Here is a 17,126-nt window from a genome sequence, read left to right on the forward strand (position 1 = left end):
GGCCTTCCGCACGCCCGGGCGCCTCCGCTCCGTGATGTCGGACGCGGGCCGTAGTGTTCGAACATGCGATCGAATCCGGCGGGATCTCGACGGGAAGGACCCTCGTATGGGACGCGGGTCGCGCGGGCGTTCCCGTGCGACGTCCACGCCCCCGCACCGGCCCAACTACCGATCTTCCGGTCGCGCCTGCAGGGCGAACTCCTCGCCCGGCTGCTGCTGGGCCCGGAACGCGAGATGTCGATGCTCGACCTCGCCGTGATGCTCCACACCGACCTCGCCTCCGTGATGCGCGAGGCGGAGCCGTTGGCCCGGGCGGGCATCCTCGCCCTCCGCCGCACCCTGGCCGGACGCCTGGTGAGACGAAACGTCGACAGCCCGCTGTACGAGCCGCTCGCCCATCTCCTGATGTTGACCTTCGGCCCGGCCGCGGTGGTGGCTGAGGAGTTCGGTCGGCTGCCCGCCGTCCGGCGGATCTATCTCTTCGGCGCTTGGGCGGACCGGTACGAGCACCCGTCCGGCCCGCACCCGGTCGATGTCGACGTCCTGGTCATCGGGCACCTCCCGCCGGACACCGCGTTCGACGCCGCGCAGGAGTCCGCCGCACGACTCGCGCTCCCCGTGCACCCCGTCGTCCGCACCCCGTCCCAGTGGCGGGACGACACCGACCCCTTCCTCCGCGAGATCCGCAACGGCCCCGTAGTGGCCGTCCAACCCCTCAGCCCGACGTGAAGGGCCCGGCGGGGTCAGCGGGAGCGGTTGTTAGCCAGGTCGTGATCGCCGCGTGGAGGCGGGCCTTGGTGGCGTCGGGGGCGAAGGAGGCGTCCACACCGGCGCGGGCGAGGTCGGCGAGGTCCCGGTCGCCGTAGCCGAAGGTGTCGCGGACGCGGGCGTACTCGGTGGCGAGAGGCGTGCCGATGAGCGCGGGAATGTCGGTGTTGAGGGTGACGGTCAGACCAGCGTCGCGAAGGCGGGGGAGGGGATGTTCGTCGAGGACGGCGAAGCCCAGCGCGACGTTCGACGACGGGCACACTTCGAGCGGTATGCCGCGTGCGCGGACCTCGGCGACAAGGTCCGGGTCGTCCAGGATCCGGATGCCGTGGCCGAGACGCTCGGCCCCACCCGGGCCCAGCGCGTGCCGGATGCTGGCCGGGCCTTCGCTCTCGCCCGCGTGATGAACGACATGAAGGCCCGCGTCGCGAGCGGCGACGAACACCTCGTTGAACGGGTCGCCGGGATGGGCCTCGTCGCCGGCGAGCCCCACGGCGACGACTCCGTCGTGGCGGCGGGCGAGATCGAGGGTCCGCCAGGCGCGTTCGACGGATCGGCGGCGGGAGTGATCGAGGATGAGGCGGCACTCGATCCCGAACGCCTCCCGTCCGGCTTCCAGGCCCTCCAGGACGGCCGCCAGCGGCATGTCCAGGTCGCCGAGCCGCTCGCCGTGCGCGGCGGCGGTGAAGGACGCCTCGGCGTAGCGGGTGCCCTGCGCGGCCTCGTCCGCGCAGAACTCGTAGGCGATCCTGCGGAAGTCGGCGGGACGGCGCAGGCAGGAGCGCACAAGGTCGTTCTGCGCGAAGAAGGCGGCGAAACTGCCGAACGTCCCCACATCGTCGGGCACCCGCACGCCGTTGGCCGCGCCGATCTCCCGCAACGTGGCCCACCGGACGGTGCTCTCCAGATGGACGTGCAGGTGGGCTTTCGGCAGGCTCAGCAGATCGCGCACGCTCGCACCGTAGGCAACACCGGACACTGCTGACCAGTCATTTTCGCGCTGCCAAAGTCCGATTGACGCGCGGCCGGCGGTGATCCAGACGCAAGCGCGTTCCCACGTGTACACCAGTCGGTGCAAGCGCCGCGGCCGTCGTTTCGAAGTGGCCTCAGCCCGCACGTGAACGCGTTACCCGCCCGGTGTAGCGATGCTGAAGGCGAGCAGAACCGGGCGGATCGCGAAGCGATGCGCGTTCGCACCAGGACAGGTCACGTAGCGAGCCGCCAGGCGAGCGCAGTGGGCCTGGCCTGCAATCAACACAGCGAGCCGCAAGGCGAGTGCAGTGGGCCGGGCCTGCGATCAACACAGCGAGCCGCAAGGCGAGTGCAGTGGGCCGGGCCTGCGATTAATCGGGCCGGGCCTGCGATTACTACGGTCAGGAGGGGAGGGCGTAGCGGCCGTCGTCCAGCGGGTCGACCAGGCCGTCCGCGATCAGGCCGTCGAGGGCGCGTTCCCGCTGGGGGCCGTCCGACCAGACGACGTCGATGGCCGGTTTCGGAACCGGGCCCTCTGCGTCGCGGAGGACGGCGAGGATGCGGCCCCGGCACTGGCGGTCGGTGCCCGCGTAGGTCTGGCCACGGCGCGGTGGGCCGTCGTAGGCGGGCCGACCGTTCCGCTGCCACGCGCACCTGTCCAGGACCGGGCAGTCGACGCACCGGGGCGCTCGGGCGGTGCAGACCAGCGCGCCCAGCTCCATGGTCGCGACGGACCAGCGGGCGGCCGTGGGCGGATCGGCGGGCAGCAGAGACTCGGCGAGCTTCACCTCCGCCCTCGTCTGGGACTTCGGCGGATACTCGTCGCCGGACAGCAGCCGGGCCAGGACGCGCCGGACGTTGGTGTCGAGGACGGCATGCCGCTGCCGGAACGCGAAACTCGCGACGGCCGCGGCGGTGTAGGCGCCGATGCCGGGCAGCGCGAGCAGGTCCTCGTGCGACGACGGGACCTCGCCGCCATGCCGTTCGGTGATCGCGCGGGCGCTCTCGTGCAGTCGCAGCGCGCGGCGCGGGTAGCCGAGCCGTCCCCAGGCCCGCACGGCCTCCCCGGACGGTTCGGCGGCCAGCGCGGCGGGCGTCGGCCAGCGGGTCAGCCAGGCGTCCCACACGGGCAGGACACGCGACACCGGTGTCTGCTGGAGCATGATCTCGCTGACGAGGACGCCCCACGGTGTCGCGTCCGGGGCCCGCCACGGAAGGTCACGGGCATTCGCCTCGTACCAGTCGAGGATCGGGGCGGTGTAGGCGGTGTCGTAGTTCATGGCGCGCCGCCATTGTGGCACGCGGCGGGTCGTCCGCTCTTTCCGGTCCGGGAAATGCATACTGACCGTATGGGGTTGGACGCTGAACGTGACCCTGGCGGTTCTCGACTCAATCCATACCGGCGGCGTCGCGCGGCGGCCCTGGCCTGCGCCCTGGTCGTCGTCGGCGCGCTCGCCTGGGCCTGCACCGGTGACACCGGGGACGAGGAGCCGGTCCGGCAGGCGGGCGCGGTCGCCGGCGCGACCTCCGCGCCCCCGCCGACGGCGATGCCGACGGTCACCGTCACCGCGACGACCACCCCGCGACCGCCGGACGGCGGAGGCCCCTGCCGTGCCCGCGACCTCGTCGTCAACCTGTCGGCGGGCAGGGACACCTACTCGGGCCGCGCCCGGCCCGAGTTCCGGGTCACGGTGGTCAACATGGGCGGCGGGTCATGCTTGTTCGACCGCGCCTCGATGGATCTCCGCGTCACCTCCGGCTCCGACCGGATCTGGTCATCCGCCGAATGCCGCCGCGGCGAGTCGTCCAAGACGACACTCCGACGCGGCATCCCCCTGGTCGAGACCATCATCTGGAACCGCGGCCGCGGCTGCGCCCGCACCACCCCCGCCCGTCCCGGCACCTACGTCGCCACCCTGAAGGGCCACGCCAAACGCCAGGTCTTCTACCTGCGCTGACCGACGCGGGGGCCTTGAGACGTGCCATTGTGCGCAATCGACGTCTGAGCCATGAGCGCGGCTCCCAGCCTGTCCCGACGCTTATGCCGCCGACCCGAGGGGCCCCGACGTCAGGGGGCAGGTTGAGGCGGGGGCCGTTTCGCGTGCCGTTGGTCGGTATCGTCGGCTGCGGTCGCGGCACCTACGTCGCGCCCTGAGGGGCGCGCGACGTCGCGCGGCAGGTTTCGGCTGGGCTGGGCGGGGTCAGACGTAGCGTTCGAGGATGGAGGATTCGGCGAGGCGGGAGAGGCCTTCGCGGACGCTGCGGGCTCGGGACTCGCCGACGCCGCCCACGGCCTGGAGGTCGTCGATGCTGGCGGCGAGGAGTTTCTGTAGGCCGCCGAAGTGTTCGACGAGACGTTCGACGACCATGCTCGGCAGGCGGGGGACCTTCGCGAGGAGCCGGAAGCCCTTCGGGCTGACGGGCAGGTCGAGCGCGTCGGGGCCGGAGAAGCCCATCACGTCGGCGACCGTGGAGAGGTCGAGCAGTTCGGTGGCCGAGAGGGTGTCGAGCGCCGAGAGGATCGCGGCTACGCCGCGGGCGCGGGTGTCGTCGGACGGGTAGTCGCGGACGATCAGTTCCCGGTCGACGTCGACGCCGGAGACCAGTTCGTCGAGCTGGAGGGAGAGGAGGCGGCCGTCCGTGCCGAGTTCGACGACATAGCCCTCGATCTCGTCGGCGATGCGGCGGACCATCTCCAGGCGTTGGACGACGGCGCTGACGTCGCGGACGGTGACGAGGTCCTCGATCTCCAGTGCGGAGAGCGTGCCGGACACCTCGTCCAGCCGCAGTTTGTAGCGTTCGAGCGTCGCCAGGGCCTGGTTGGCCTTGGAGAGGATCGCCGCCGAGTCCTCGAGGACGTAGCGGATGCCGTCGAGGTACAGCGCGATGATGTGCATCGACTGGCTGACCGAGATGACCGGACAGCCGGTCTGGCGGGCGACGCGTTCCGCGGTGCGGTGGCGCGTTCCCGACTCCTCGGTGGGGATGGTCGAGTCCGGCACGAGATGGACGGCGGCGCGGACGATGCGGTTGTGGGTGTCGTCGAGGACGATCGCGCCGTCCATCTTGGCGAGCTCGCGCAGCCGGGTGGCGGAGAACTCGACGTCGAGTTCGAAGCCGCCCGTGCACAGGTCGCGGACGGGTTTGTCCCACCCGAGCACGATGAGGCCGCCGGTGTGGCCCCGCAGAATCCGCTCCAGTCCGTCGCGAATCTGGGTGCCCGGGGCCACCGCGGCCAATGTGGCGCGGCGGCGTTCGTCATGACCCTTGTCGTGTGATGGCACCTGACCCCCGGAGGTCGCTGGACGGCGTCAGTTTACCGAGGAGGGCCGGGCGCCGGTTCCTCCCCTGGTCGCAAGCGTCGATCGCGCTGAGTGACACTCTAGTGCCATTCGCGTTACGGTGCCGTGAAAGAGACCTGTAGGGCCTGCTGGAGGCTGTCCACTTCCATGACCTTCATTCCCTCGTAGCTGGTGAGCTGCGGGTCGGCGCGGCGTAGTGGCCCGTCGGCGAGTTCGAGGGAGCCGCGCGGGACGACGGCGTGCTTGAACCCGAGCCGGGCGGCCTCGCCGAGGCGTCGTTGGACGCCGGGCACGACACGGACCTCACCGGCGAGCCCGACCTCGCCGAGGGCGATGAGGGTGCTCGACAGGGACTGTTCGACGGTCGATCCCGCGACGGCGAGGGCGAGCGCCAGGTCGACGGACGTCTCGGTGAGCCGCACTCCGCCGACGGTCGACACGTACACGTCCTGCTCGTGCATGGAGATCTTGCAGCGTTGCGCGAGGACGGCGAGGACCATCGCGACACGGGAGGTGTCCAGCCCGGACGTGGCGCGTCGCGGCGAGGGCAGATGCGACTTGGCGACCAGCGACTGCACCTCGGCGACGAGCGGACGGCGGCCTTCGAGCGTCACGGTGACGCAGGTGCCGGGGACGGGCTCGTCCCGCCGGGTGAGGAACAGCCCGCTCGGGTCGGGCAGCCCGACGATGCCGACCTCGGACAGGTCGAAGCAGCCGAGTTCGTCGGTCGGCCCGTACCGGTTCTTCACGGCGCGGATCATGCGGAGCCGGGAGTGCCGGTCGCCCTCGAAGTACAGGACGACGTCGACGAGGTGTTCCAGCAGCCGGGGCCCGGCGATCGCGCCGTCCTTGGTGACGTGGCCGACGAGCACGACGGTGATGCCGCGTTCCTTGGCGACGCGGATGAGGTTGGCGGCGACCTCGCGGATCTGTGTCACGCCGCCGGGGGCGCCGTCGACCTCGGACGTCCCGATCGTCTGGATGGAGTCGACGACGAGCAGCGACGGCTCCACCACGTCGACGTGCCCGAGGATGGCGGACAGTTCGGTCTCGGCCGCCAGGTACAGGTCGTCGGTGATCGCTCCCACACGGTCGGCGCGCAGCCGCACCTGCTCGGCCGACTCCTCACCCGTCACGTAGAGGACGCGTGACTTCTCGTCCGGTTCGCGCTTCTCCGTGGACGAGGCGAGCGCGGCGACCTCCAGCAGCAGCGTCGACTTGCCGATGCCCGGCTCGCCCGCCAGCAGCAGCACGGCCCCCGGCACGATGCCGCCGCCGAGGACCCGGTCGAGTTCGTCGAGCCCCGTGGCCTTCGTCCGCGCGGACCGCACGTCCACCTGACCGATCGGACGGGCGGGAGCGCTGACCGGCCCGGCGGACACGACCCGCGCCGGGGTGGCGGACGCCGCCTCGGTGACCGTGCCCCAGGTCTGGCACTCGCCGCAGCGCCCCACCCACTTGGACGTCTGCCAGCCGCACTCCGAACACCGGTAGGCGGCCTTCGCCGTCTTCGCCTTCGCCATGGCGAAAGCGTAGAGCCGCCATGTGACAACTTCAGGACGCGGCGGACGGCGGCACCGACAGCAGGAGCTTCTGGAGATGGTCGGTGACCAGGTCGGGGCGTTCCATCATGACCATGTGGCCCGCCGCCGGGACGATCTCCAGCCGCGCGTCCGGCACACAGGCGGCGATCTTGAGGCTGTGCTCGATCGGGGTGAGCCGGTCGTGCTCCGCGCCGATGACGAGGTTGCGGGCGCCGGCCAGGGACGCGCAGTCGCTGATCAGCTCCGTCGTGATCATCGAGCGGAGGAATCCGGCGAACGCGTCCATCCGGGTCTCGACCATCATCCGTTCGGTGAAGGCGACGGCGGCGGGCCCGGCGTCGGGACCGAACGCGATCACGTCCTCCAGGAGGGTGACGGCGCCGCGCCCGAGATGGCGGACCCGCTCGACGGCGGCGGACCCGACGCCGAGCGCGGCGAGCGCGCCGGGCAGGACCCGGTGGGCGGTGCGCGCGAGCAGCGCGGGGCCGCCGAAGGTGAGTTCGCTGAGGCCGCTGGACGAGGTGCACAGCAGCGCGGTGGCGGCGATCCTGCCGCCGATGAGGTCGGGGTTCTCGTCCGCGTAGCGCAGGATGGTCATGCCGCCCATGGAGTGGCCGACAAGGACGATCGGCGTCCGCTCGGGGACGGTCGCGTCGATCACGGCGGCGAGGTCGGCGGCGAGTCGGGAGAGCGCGTAGCCGTCGCGGGCGCAGCCGCCGGACCGGCCGTGGCCCCGGTGGTCCCAGAAGACGAGACGGGCGTGGCCGCGCAGGGCCCTGCGCTGGAAGTGCCACGAGTCCTGGGTGAGCGTCCAGCCGTGGCAGAACACGACGGCGAGGTCGGTGCGGTCGTCGCCGTCGATCTCGACGTACAGGCGGGTTCCGTCGCCGGCGCGGACGGAGACGGGACGGCCGCGCAGCGAGCCGAACGGCTCACCCGCGAACGGGTCGGGGCGCAGTTCGAGGCGGCGCAGGGCGCGGCGCTGGACGGCCAGCCCGGCGAGCCCGGCACCGGCGCCGGCGGTGCCGAGCGCCGTGGCGGCGAGGAGTCCGCGCAGGGCCCGGCCCCGGGCGACGGGTCGGGGAGCGGCGTGGTCCCGGGGGGTCGTGGTGGGGGCGCTGGGGCTCGACTTGGCGGCACGGCCCATGGTCGATCCTCCGTATCTCAAGGTCGCGGCACGCCGTCCGACAGGCTGTCCGACCCGCCGGTAATTCAGGGGCAACGCCACCACAAATTGACCGCATAGTCCACCTCCAGGCCGGGGTGCTCGCGCAGGCACGCGTCCGCCACTTCAGGAGGAAACTCGATGCGTAGGACGGCGGCGAAATCCTCGCGGTTCCGAAAGGACCAGCGGATCGTCAACGGCTTCCGGGTGTAGCCGCGCCGCGTCCAGAACCGCTCGACTGCGTCCGGTTCGTATTTCGGCAGGCTGCGCCTGAACCAGCGGCCGAACGTGGACCGTGTCGCGTCGTTGTCGATGATGAGGATCGCGCCGCCGCGCCGGACGACCCGGTCGAGTTCCTTGAGGCCCGGCTCGCAGCCCGGTCCGAAGAAGTACGCCCATCTGGCGTGGACGACGTCGACCGACGCGTCCGGGAGGGGCAGCGCCTGCGCGGTGCCGACGCGGACGGTGACGTTCGGCAGGTCCCGCGTCCGGCGCGCGGCCGCGGAGGCGAGGCCCGCGTGGGGCTCGACACCGATCACCCGGCGCGCGTCGGCGGCGAAGAACGGCAGGTGGAAGCCGGTGCCGCAACCGACGTCCAGGACGTCCGACCCCGTCCACGGGCGGATCGCGCGCATGGCGTCCGCGAGCACGCCGTCGGGGTCCACGGCGCGGTTCTCCAGCTCGTAGATGTGGGGCGTGTTCCAGATGTTGGGGCTCGGCACGGCGCCCCGGGCGATCTCGGCCACGGGCACAGAGGGTAGCCGCCACGCCGGTTACCACGGGCCGGTGCACTCCGGTGCAAGAGATACCGGCATCACGCGGGGCAAGGGTTTCATCACCGCGGAGTCCGCATAGGCTTTGCTTGCGTACAGCACCTTTCGACCGTCGGCCCTACGAACACTGTCGAGCGACCATTCCTGGCGAGGAAGCCTTGACCGCGCAGCACAATGGCGTCCCTTCACCGGCCCTTCGCGTCCCGGACGCGCCGATCACGCTGTCCACCGCGTCGGTGTACCCGGAGAAGGTTCCGAGCGCGTTCGAGATCGCCGCGCTGCTCGGCTACGACGGCATCGAGGTCATGGTCTCCACGGACGCCTCCTCGCAGGACCTGAACGTCCTGCGCCGGCTGTCCGACTACCACCAGATGCCGATCACGTCGATCCACGCGCCGTGCCTGCTGCTCACCCAGCGGGTCTGGGGGCGTGAGCCCTGGGGCAAGTTGGTGCGTTCCAAGGAGGTCGCCGAGGAACTCGGCGCCGAGGTCATCGTCGTCCACCCGCCGTTCCGGTGGCAGCGCGAGTACGCGAAGGAGTTCGTCGACGGCATCGCCCGCATGCAGGACGAGACGGACGTGCTGTTCGCGGTGGAGAACATGTTCCCGCTCAAGGCGCGCGGCGCCGAGGCGGGCATGTACCTGCCCGACTGGAACCCGGTCGACCAGGACTATCCGCATGTGACGCTCGACCTCTCCCACACCGCCGTCTCCGGTTCCGACGCCCTCGACATGGCGGAGTCCCTGGGGGACAGGCTGCGGCACATCCATCTCGCCGACGGCGTGGGCATCACGAACAAGGACGAACATCTCGTGCCCGGCCGTGGCAACCAGCCGTGCGCGGAGATGCTGGAGAGCCTCGCCGAGGGCGGTTTCGGCGGACATATCGTCATGGAGATCAACACGCGCCGGGCGTCGAGCCGGGTGGAGCGGATGGAGGATCTCGCCGAGGCGCTGGCGTTCACCCGGCTGCACCTCGCCGCCGCCGACCGCACCTGGCAGGTCACCCCGGCGGGGGAGGTCACCCGCCGAGGCTCCCGGTGACCGACCCCTCGCGAACCGCGGGCGAACAGGGCAGGGCACGTTCCGGACGCGATCCCGAACGCAGGCCCGGTCGGCGACCCGGACCCACGGAGACGCGCGAGGAGATCCTCGCGGCGGCACGCGACCTCTTCGCCGAGAAGGGCTATGACGGGACGTCGCTGCGCGCCATCGCCCGCGCCGCAGGAGTCGACCCCACCCTCGTCCACCATTTCTTCGGCAACAAGGAAGGCGTGTTCGTCGAGGCGCTGCGCTTTCCGGTGGATCCGGCGGTCGTCCTGTCGCGCGTCGCGTCCGTCCCCAGGGACGAGGTCGGTGAGCTGATGACCAGGACCTTGCTGGAGGTCTGGCGGGACGAGGAGCGCCGCGCGCCGCTGCTCGCGATGCTCCGCTCGGCGATGACGAACGAGCGCGCGGCGGCCCTGCTGCGCGAGTTCGTCACGTCCGTGCTGTTCAGCCGGGCGGGCAAGACCATCGACGCGCCCGCGCTCCGGGTTCAGGCCGCCGCCGGTCAACTGATCGGGTTGATGATCCTGCGCCATGTCGTGCGCGTCGAGCCGCTGGCGTCCGCATCCGAGGACGAACTGGTCGAGCTGGTGGCGCCCGCCGTCCAGCGTTATCTCGCGCCCTGACGACCCCTGCGCCGGTGGTTGGGTTTACCCCGGCCCCGTGGGTCGCCTGATTCGGACATCCCGCTCGGCTTAGGCGTTCCCGGCCTGATCGGGCTGGTAGCTTCGGCGGCATGACCTCCGGAGATCTCCCCGGCGCCACCACGCCACAGCAGTCCGGCGAGCCACGCGAGGGCGGCGCTCCGGGCGGCGGTGCAGGCGGCGGTCCGGGCGGCGGTGCAGGCGGCGCTCCGGGCGGCGGTGCAGGCGGCGGTCCGGGCGGTGGGGCCGGGACGGACGGCGCCGAGAACGCGGTGTTCTGGGGGGACGGCGGCGGCGACGGCACGCGGACGCGTAAGCGCCGCTGGCCCCGCCTCCTGATCGCGGTCGGGGTGTTCATCGCCCTTGTCGTGGCGGGCGTCGGCGGGCTGGCGTGGCAGCGGCAGTCGGCCTACAACGGCAACATCGACCGCATCAAGGGCGTGATGCCCGCGGGGCCGCAGCGGCCGGGCCCGAACGTGGAGGGCACCGAGAACTGGCTGCTCGTCGGCTCGGACTCGCGCGAGGACGCCGCCACGACCGGCGAGGGCAACCAGGTCTGGAAGCCGGGGCAGCAGCGCACCGACACGATCATGCTGTTGCATCTGCCGGCGGACCGGAAGAAGGCGTACATCGTCTCGTTCCCGCGTGACTCGTGGGTCGAGATCCCCGGCTACGGCAACCAGAAGATCAACGCGGCGTTCTCGTTCGGCGGGCCGAAGCTGCTGATCGAGACGATCGAGAACCTCACCGGCATCCGCGTCGACCACTACGGGGCCATCGACTTCGAGGGGTTCAAGTCGATGACGGACGCGCTCGGCGGCGTCACCGTCAACATCAAGCAGAGCGTGTACGACCCGGCGCGCAAGAAGCAGTGGACGGCGGGCAAGCACAAACTCGACGGTGAGGAGGCGCTGCTGTTCGTCCGGCAGCGCTACAACCTGCCGAACGGCGACTTCGACCGGATCAAGCGGCAGCAGGCCTTCCTCGGGGCCCTCGCCCGGCAGGCCTCGGCCCGGGGGACGCTCACGAACCCGCTCAAGCTCGACCGGTTCCTGTCGGCGCTCACCAAGTCGATCAGCGTGGACGAGGAGGTCTCGGCGGGCGACCTGCGTTCGCTGGCGCTCAGCATGCGGGGCGTCCGGGCGTCGGACGTGGTGTTCTTGACCGCCCCGCACAAGGGCACGGGCACGCGCGCCAAACAGAGCGTCGTGTTCCTGAACCAGGAGAAGGCGAAGGCGCTGTTCGATGCGGTCAAGACGGCCCGCATGGACGAGTACGTGCAGCAGTACGGCGGCGGGAACGGCCTCGACACCGTGTCCTGAGCGGGAGCCTGAGCGTCGGGCTTCTCAACGGCGAAGATAACCTGGTCGTGAGGTCCGTTAACGAGGAGTTCGCACAGTGCTTCGTCAGGCGTTGCTCGCCGCGTCGCGCAGTGGCGGCGCGCGCAGGGTCGTGGAGACCGCGCCGTTCACGGACGACGTCGTCCGCCGGTTCATCGCCGGTGAGACGATCGAGGACGCGGAGCGCGTCACCACCGACCTGACCGGCGAGGGCCTGCTCGTCACCCTGGACGTGCTGGGTGAGGACACCCACGACAAGGGTCAGGCGGAGACGAGCGTCCAGCGGTACGTCGAGCTTCTGGAACGGCTCGAGTCCACCGGTCTCGGTACACGCGCCGAGGTGTCGCTGAAGCTGTCGGCGGTCGGGCAGACCTTCGACGAAGACCTCGCCTTGGACAACACGCGTCTGATCTGCCTGGCGGCCCGTTCCGCCGGTACGACGGTCACGCTCGACATGGAGGGGCACACCACCGTCGATTCGACGTTGCGGATCGTCCACGAACTGCGGCGCGACTTTCCCGACGTGGGCGCCGTCGTCCAGGCGTATCTGCGGCGAGCCGAGGAGCACTGCGCGGAACTGGCGTACGAGGGGTCGCGGGTCAGGCTGTGCAAAGGCGCCTACGCCGCGCCCGCGTCCGTCGCGTTCACCGACAAGGACGAGATCGACAGGTCGTTCGTGCGGTGCATGAAGGTGCTCATGGCAGGTAAGGGCTATCCGATGCTCGCGACGCACGATCCGCGGCTCATCGACATCGCCGGCGCGCTGACCGTGCTGAACGAACGCGACCCCGACACGTTCGAGTACCAGATGCTGTACGGGATCCGTCCGCAGGAGCAGCGCAGGCTCGCCGCGCAGGGCGCGCAGGTCCGTGTCTACGTCGCGTTCGGGCACGACTGGTACCGGTACGTCATGCGGCGTCTCGCCGAGCGGCCCGCCAATCTCCGCTTCTTCATGCGCGCCCTGGTCGGACGCTCCTGAACCGCGCCGGGAAAGGGCGCGGCGATAGGCTGGACCGATCGATGTTCTCCCACGTCAAGGTATGCCGATGATCGCGATTCTGGGTGCCGGGAAGATGGGCGAGGCGCTGCTGTCCGGGGTGCTCCGGGCCGGGCGCCGCCCGTCCGAGCTGATGGCGACCGTCCGCCGCGAGGAGCGGGCCGCGCTGCTGCGGGAACGGTACGGCGTCGAGATCGTGTCGAACGCGGAGGCCGCCGCGACGGCCGAGACGCTGGTCCTCGCCGTGAAACCCCAGGACATGGGCGTCCTGCTGGACGAAATCGGCGCGCGGGTCCCGCCCGGACGGCTGGTGATCTCGATGGCGGCGGGCATCACGACCGGGTTCGTCGAGGCGCGGCTGCCGGAGGGCGTGCCGGTGGTGCGGGTCATGTCGAACACGCCGGTCCATGTGGACGAGGCGATGAGCGTGATCTCGGCCGGGTCGCACGCCGGGGAGGAGCATCTGAAGCTGGCGGAGGAGCTGCTGTCGCCGGTCGGGAAGGTGCTGCGCATCCCCGAGTCGTTGCAGGACGGCGCGACGGCCCTGTCCGGCAGCGGCCCCGCGTACTTCTACTACCTCGTCGAGGCGATGGTGGACGCGGGCATCCTGCTCGGCATGCCGCGCGCCGCCGCGCTGGAGATGGTCGTCCAGTCGGCGGTGGGCGCCGCGGTGATGCTCCGCGACTCCGGGGAGCATCCGGTGCTGCTGCGCGAGGCGGTCACGTCCCCGGGCGGGACGACGATCTCCGCGATCCGCGAGCTGGAACGGCATGGCGTCCGCGCCGCCGTCCTGGAGGCCATCGAGGCGGCCCGGAACCGGGGCCGCGAGCTGGCCGAGGGGTGAACCCGGCCGCCCCGGCCGCCCCCGAGCGAAAGTTCATCTTTCAACATTGAGCCGATCCGGGGTTCCGCCCGTGTAGGAGGTATGGGACTCATACTCCGCCTGCTCGTCGCCGCAGGACTGGCGGCCGACGCGATCGTGCACTGGAGATTCGCCCCGGAGATGGCCTTCGTCCAGGGCGGTTCCATCGACGGTGACCTGCTCTTCCGTGTCCAGGCGGCGATCGCCGGGGTCGTCGCGGTGGTGATCCTCGCCTACGCGACCCGCTGGTCGTACCTGCTGGCCTTCCTTGTGGCGGGCAGCGCGGTCGGCGCGCTGGTGTTCTACTACTACGTCGACGTCGGCGCGATCGGACCGCTGCCCTCCATGCACGAGCCCGTCTGGTACACCGAGAAGACGATCAGCCTGGTAGGCGAGGGCGTCGCGACGGTCGCCGCGCTGATCGGGTTCCTCACCGCGGCACGTGGGAGGCGCCGGGACGACGAGGCCCCGAGCCGCGAGCACGCGGGTCACGCCTGACCCGGCGGTTCGGTTCCCGGACAAGCGTTCGCGGTGCGCGCGAAGTAGGGCCGTCAGCCGGCCGCGATACCGTGAGTCCATGTGCAGTGCCGCGTCCGCCGGGCCGTCGAGGCCCGAGAACTGCGGGTTGGAGATCTTCTGGGACGAGCGGCTCGTCTCCTACGACTTCGGCTCCGGCCATCCGCTGAACCCCGTCCGCGTCGAGTTGACGATGGCGCTGGCCCGGGAACTCGGCGTACTGGACCGGCCCAACGTGCGGGTGTCGGGGTTCGAGCCCGCCGACGACAAGCTGCTCCGGCTCGTCCACGAGGAGCCCTACATCGCGGCCGTCAAGCGGGCGGGCGCGACCGGCGCGGCCGATCCCCGGCACGGGCTCGGCACCCCCGACAACCCCGTGTTCCCGGGCATGCACGAGGCGTCCGCGCTGGTCGCGGGCGCGTCCGTGGCCGCCGCGGAGGCGGTGTGGTCGGGACGCGCCGAGCACGCCGCCAACATCGCCGGTGGCCTGCACCACGCGCTCGGCGGGGCCGCCAGCGGCTTCTGCGTCTACAACGACCCGGCCATCGCCATCGCGTGGCTGTTGCGCAACGGCGCCGAGCGCGTCGCCTACGTCGACATCGACGTCCATCACGGCGACGGCGTCCAGGCCGCCTTCTACGACGACCCGCGCGTCCTGACGATCAGCCTGCACGAGACGCCGCGGACGCTGTTCCCCGGCACCGGGTTCCCGGACGAGACGGGCGCCGCGGGCACGTCCGCCAACATCTCGCTGCCGCCGGGCGCCGGCGACGGGCCATGGCTGCGCGCGTTCGACGCGATCGTCCCGCCGCTGCTGCGCCGGTTCCGCCCGGACGTCCTCGTCACACAGCAGGGCGCGGACGGCCACACGCTCGACCCCCTCGCGCATCTGACCCTCAGCGTGGACGGGCAGCGGACGGCGTACGGGCTGTTGCACGGGCTCGCGCACGAGACCGCGGGCGGCCGCTGGGTCCTCACCGGGGGCGGCGGCTACGAGCTGGTGCAGGTCGTGCCGCGTGCCTGGACCCATCTGCTGGCGGAGGCGGCGGGCGCCCCGATCGCGCCGGAGACGCCGACGCCCGGAGGGTGGCGCGACTTCGTCCTCCAGCGGACCGGGCAGGTCGCTCCCCGCAGGATGACCGACGGGACGGACACGGCGAAAGTGGAGGTCAACAGGTGGGGCGACGGCTACGACCCGGCGAGTCCGATCGACCAGGCGATCCTGGCGACGCGGCGGGCGGTGTTCCCCGAGCATGGAATCGACCCGATGACGGACGAGTGACGGCCCGATGACTTCGATCCCCCCGGTCCCGTCCCGAGACGAGCTGCGCGCCCATATCGTCCGAAACATGATCGCGGGCGAGGTGGCGACACCCCGCGAGAACAACCTGCGGCACTACCGGCGAATGGTCGCCGGGCACCCGTACTACCAGTTCGGCCTCGAACTGAAGCCGTCGTGGACGGAGGAGACCGTCCTGGAGATGATGGTCGAACGCTGCGGCGTCGACCCCGACCCCCGCCACGAGACCGGGGTCGACACGATCGACCCGGAGATCACGCTCGACACGCTGGAGGCGATGGGCGACCGCATCGGTCTCGCCGCCCGCCGCCGCGAGAACGTGGTGCTGGCGACCGGCCACCCGGCGACGTTGGCGCCGCTGTACCAGACGGTCGCGCTGGCACTGGAGCGGGCCGGGTGCCGTCTGCTGACTCCCGCGGCGGGCTGGACGTACGAGATCGAGACCTTTGACGGCGGCTCTGACCTGCGCCGTATCGTCTATGCCCAGCCGGGCGTGGCGATGCTGGAAGACGATCACCGGACGCATCACACGCATGATCCGCAGCCGATGGAGGCCATGCTGCGCGAGCTGGCCGATAGCGTTTCCATGGACTCCACGAAAGCTAAACCTGATTTTTGGCCGGATCTGGCCATTGCCGACCATGGCTGGGCCGGAGCCGCCGGACAGGCGGGCATCGACACCGTCGGATTCGCGGACTGTAACGATCCGGCGCTGTTCGCCGGCGCCGCCGAAGGCAAGATCGACGTGGTCGTTCCGCTCGACGACGGCGTGTCTCCGCAGCTCTACGCGCCGCTGACCGCCTACATCCTGGGGCGCGCGGGCCTGCGGCACCCCGGCTGACCTCCCGGCCGGGGCGCCCCGTCTGTCACTGCCTGTGACAGGGCTGCCGTATCGGGACGCATGAGCTTGCGCAACACCATCGGGAACGTTGGAACCGCAGGTCAGGCCGGGGTTCCGGTTGACAACCGTTCGTCTGCCACTCCTTGTGCCGTCTTGTCCACGCTGTGTGTGGAATCAGCACTGTGTCCTCCAGGTCAGGTCGGGATACGGAAATGTGCGGAACTCCCCTCTTGCGACTGCCGGTGCGCGATTTACGCTGGAGGATGTACACGTGCGTGATCAAAGTCACCCGAAGGGCCGGTGCGCGGCACGTGTGGAAGAGGGCGTCCGATGACCTCAGGCGAGCGACCTCTGAGCGAGGTCAGGTTCCTGACCGTGGCCGAAGTGGCGGCGGTGATGCGGGTGTCCAAGATGACCGTCTACCGCCTCGTCCACTCGGGCGAGCTTCCCGCGATCCGCGTGGGCCGCTCGTTCCGGGTTCCCGAGCAGGCCGTTCACGACTACCTGCGCGACGCGTACATCGAAGCCGGATAACGGGTAAGGGCGGGGAATGGACCATGACCCCGCCGCCTACTCCATACCCGGCCGTGCAGGGGGCGTCGGGACGGTCCCCAGGGATCGTCCCGAAGCTGGGGAAACAGAACGAGGACCGGTAAAACGGTCCGGACATCGAGTGGGACGGGCGGTGGCGGCCACGGCCACCGGGCAAGCCCGCCCACGCGGAACGGTGCCCGGCGCCGCGCGACGCGCGGTGCCAGGCCCCGTACGCTCATCGGATCCCGCGCGTCCATCACGCGGCCCAACGCGAGAAACCTCTCGGTACAGCGGTACCCTTGGGCGGCGGACCGTGCCCGCGTTTCGAGTGATGCTCGCCTGCGGCACGTCCGTCTCCTGCACACCACCGGAAATGCCGAGCGAGGTCTCGTGGGCTCTGTCATCAAGAAGCGTCGCAAGCGGATGGCCAAGAAGAAGCACCGCAAGCTGCTGAAGAAGACGCGCATCCAGCGACGCAACAAGAAGTAGCCGTCACGCCGTAAGGGGTGGGGCGCACAGTGT

Annotated in this window: 18 protein-coding genes; 12 read left to right on the top strand and 6 right to left on the bottom strand. The window is 70.9% G+C overall.

Going from position 1 to position 17,126, the window contains the following annotated elements:
- Positions 1-63 precede the first annotated feature (63 nt).
- On the top strand, positions 64-729 hold the full coding sequence (locus BZB76_RS25795; protein WP_121437026.1) for a nucleotidyltransferase domain-containing protein: 666 nt from the start codon (positions 64-66) through the stop codon (positions 727-729).
- On the opposite strand, the gene add is transcribed toward BZB76_RS25795, so the two are convergent.
- Positions 716-1,720: an adenosine deaminase gene (add, locus tag BZB76_RS25800; protein WP_121437448.1), complete on the bottom strand. Its 1,005-nt coding sequence runs from the start codon at positions 1,718-1,720 to the stop codon at positions 716-718. The two genes, BZB76_RS25795 and add, sit on opposite strands and share 14 nt — an antisense overlap.
- A 421-nt stretch (positions 1,721-2,141) precedes the next feature.
- A complete protein-coding gene (locus BZB76_RS25805) occupies positions 2,142-3,020 on the bottom strand; it encodes an HhH-GPD family protein (RefSeq protein WP_121437027.1) in 879 nt (292 codons plus the stop codon).
- A gap of 69 nt (positions 3,021-3,089) precedes the next feature.
- On the opposite strand from BZB76_RS25805, the gene BZB76_RS25810 reads away from it, so the two are divergent.
- Entirely contained in the window at positions 3,090-3,698 is a 609-nt protein-coding gene (locus BZB76_RS25810; RefSeq protein ID WP_121437028.1) for a hypothetical protein, read from the top strand.
- A 243-nt stretch (positions 3,699-3,941) separates the two neighbouring features.
- Here BZB76_RS25810 and disA read toward each other — a convergent pair whose 3' ends face one another.
- The 4 genes from disA to BZB76_RS25830 all read right to left on the bottom strand — a co-directional run bounded on the left by disA (position 3,942) and on the right by BZB76_RS25830 (position 8,497).
- On the bottom strand, positions 3,942-5,024 hold the full coding sequence (gene disA, locus BZB76_RS25815; protein WP_121437029.1) for a DNA integrity scanning diadenylate cyclase DisA: 1,083 nt from the start codon (positions 5,022-5,024) through the stop codon (positions 3,942-3,944).
- 113 nt (positions 5,025-5,137) lie between these two features.
- On the bottom strand, positions 5,138-6,565 hold the full coding sequence (gene radA, locus BZB76_RS25820; RefSeq protein WP_121437030.1) for a DNA repair protein RadA: 1,428 nt from the start codon (positions 6,563-6,565) through the stop codon (positions 5,138-5,140).
- A 31-nt stretch (positions 6,566-6,596) separates the two neighbouring features.
- The gene (locus BZB76_RS25825) at positions 6,597-7,733 is read right to left on the bottom strand and encodes an alpha/beta fold hydrolase (RefSeq protein ID WP_121437031.1); all 1,137 of its coding nucleotides are present in this window, start codon (positions 7,731-7,733) and stop codon (positions 6,597-6,599) included.
- Between the two features lie 65 nt (positions 7,734-7,798).
- Complete coding sequence (locus tag BZB76_RS25830; protein ID WP_121437032.1) at positions 7,799-8,497, bottom strand: class I SAM-dependent methyltransferase; 699 nt, start codon at positions 8,495-8,497, stop codon at positions 7,799-7,801.
- 185 nt (positions 8,498-8,682) lie between these two features.
- Between BZB76_RS25830 and BZB76_RS25835 the strand changes: the two genes are divergently transcribed.
- From BZB76_RS25835 to BZB76_RS25880, 10 genes are all read left to right on the top strand, one after another.
- Complete coding sequence (locus BZB76_RS25835) at positions 8,683-9,567, top strand: sugar phosphate isomerase/epimerase family protein (RefSeq protein WP_121437033.1); 885 nt, start codon at positions 8,683-8,685, stop codon at positions 9,565-9,567.
- Positions 9,564-10,196: a TetR/AcrR family transcriptional regulator gene (locus BZB76_RS36465; protein WP_121437034.1), complete on the top strand. Its 633-nt coding sequence runs from the start codon at positions 9,564-9,566 to the stop codon at positions 10,194-10,196. The genes BZB76_RS25835 and BZB76_RS36465 overlap by 4 nt, the downstream gene beginning before the upstream one ends.
- A 110-nt stretch (positions 10,197-10,306) precedes the next feature.
- Positions 10,307-11,536 (top strand): LCP family protein, encoded by a 1,230-nt coding sequence (locus BZB76_RS25845; RefSeq protein ID WP_121437035.1) that lies wholly within the window; start codon positions 10,307-10,309, stop codon positions 11,534-11,536.
- Between the two features lie 76 nt (positions 11,537-11,612).
- Positions 11,613-12,533: a proline dehydrogenase family protein gene (locus tag BZB76_RS25850; RefSeq protein WP_121437036.1), complete on the top strand. Its 921-nt coding sequence runs from the start codon at positions 11,613-11,615 to the stop codon at positions 12,531-12,533.
- Positions 12,534-12,600: 67 nt separating this feature from the next.
- Positions 12,601-13,395, top strand: coding sequence for a pyrroline-5-carboxylate reductase (proC, locus tag BZB76_RS25855; protein WP_117401572.1), 795 nt, complete (start codon positions 12,601-12,603; stop codon positions 13,393-13,395).
- 81 nt (positions 13,396-13,476) lie between these two features.
- Positions 13,477-13,911, top strand: a complete 435-nt coding sequence (locus BZB76_RS25860) for a hypothetical protein (RefSeq protein ID WP_121437037.1) — start codon at positions 13,477-13,479, stop codon at positions 13,909-13,911.
- Positions 13,912-13,990: 79 nt separating this feature from the next.
- Entirely contained in the window at positions 13,991-15,211 is a 1,221-nt protein-coding gene (locus tag BZB76_RS25865) for an acetoin utilization protein AcuC (protein WP_121437038.1), read from the top strand.
- A gap of 7 nt (positions 15,212-15,218) precedes the next feature.
- Positions 15,219-16,070, top strand: coding sequence for a phosphatase (locus BZB76_RS25870; RefSeq protein WP_420534822.1), 852 nt, complete (start codon positions 15,219-15,221; stop codon positions 16,068-16,070).
- A 330-nt stretch (positions 16,071-16,400) separates the two neighbouring features.
- Positions 16,401-16,604 carry a helix-turn-helix domain-containing protein gene (locus BZB76_RS25875; RefSeq protein ID WP_021591693.1) on the top strand — a complete coding sequence of 68 codons (204 nt, stop codon included), beginning with the start codon at positions 16,401-16,403 and terminating at the stop codon, positions 16,602-16,604.
- 390 nt (positions 16,605-16,994) lie between these two features.
- Positions 16,995-17,093 carry a 30S ribosomal protein bS22 gene (locus tag BZB76_RS25880; RefSeq protein WP_018654693.1) on the top strand — a complete coding sequence of 33 codons (99 nt, stop codon included), beginning with the start codon at positions 16,995-16,997 and terminating at the stop codon, positions 17,091-17,093.
- The last annotated feature ends 33 nt before the right edge of the window (positions 17,094-17,126 follow it).

This window comes from Actinomadura pelletieri DSM 43383 (assembly GCF_003634705.1).
In the GTDB taxonomy this organism is placed as follows: Bacteria; Actinomycetota; Actinomycetes; order Streptosporangiales; family Streptosporangiaceae; genus Spirillospora; species Spirillospora pelletieri.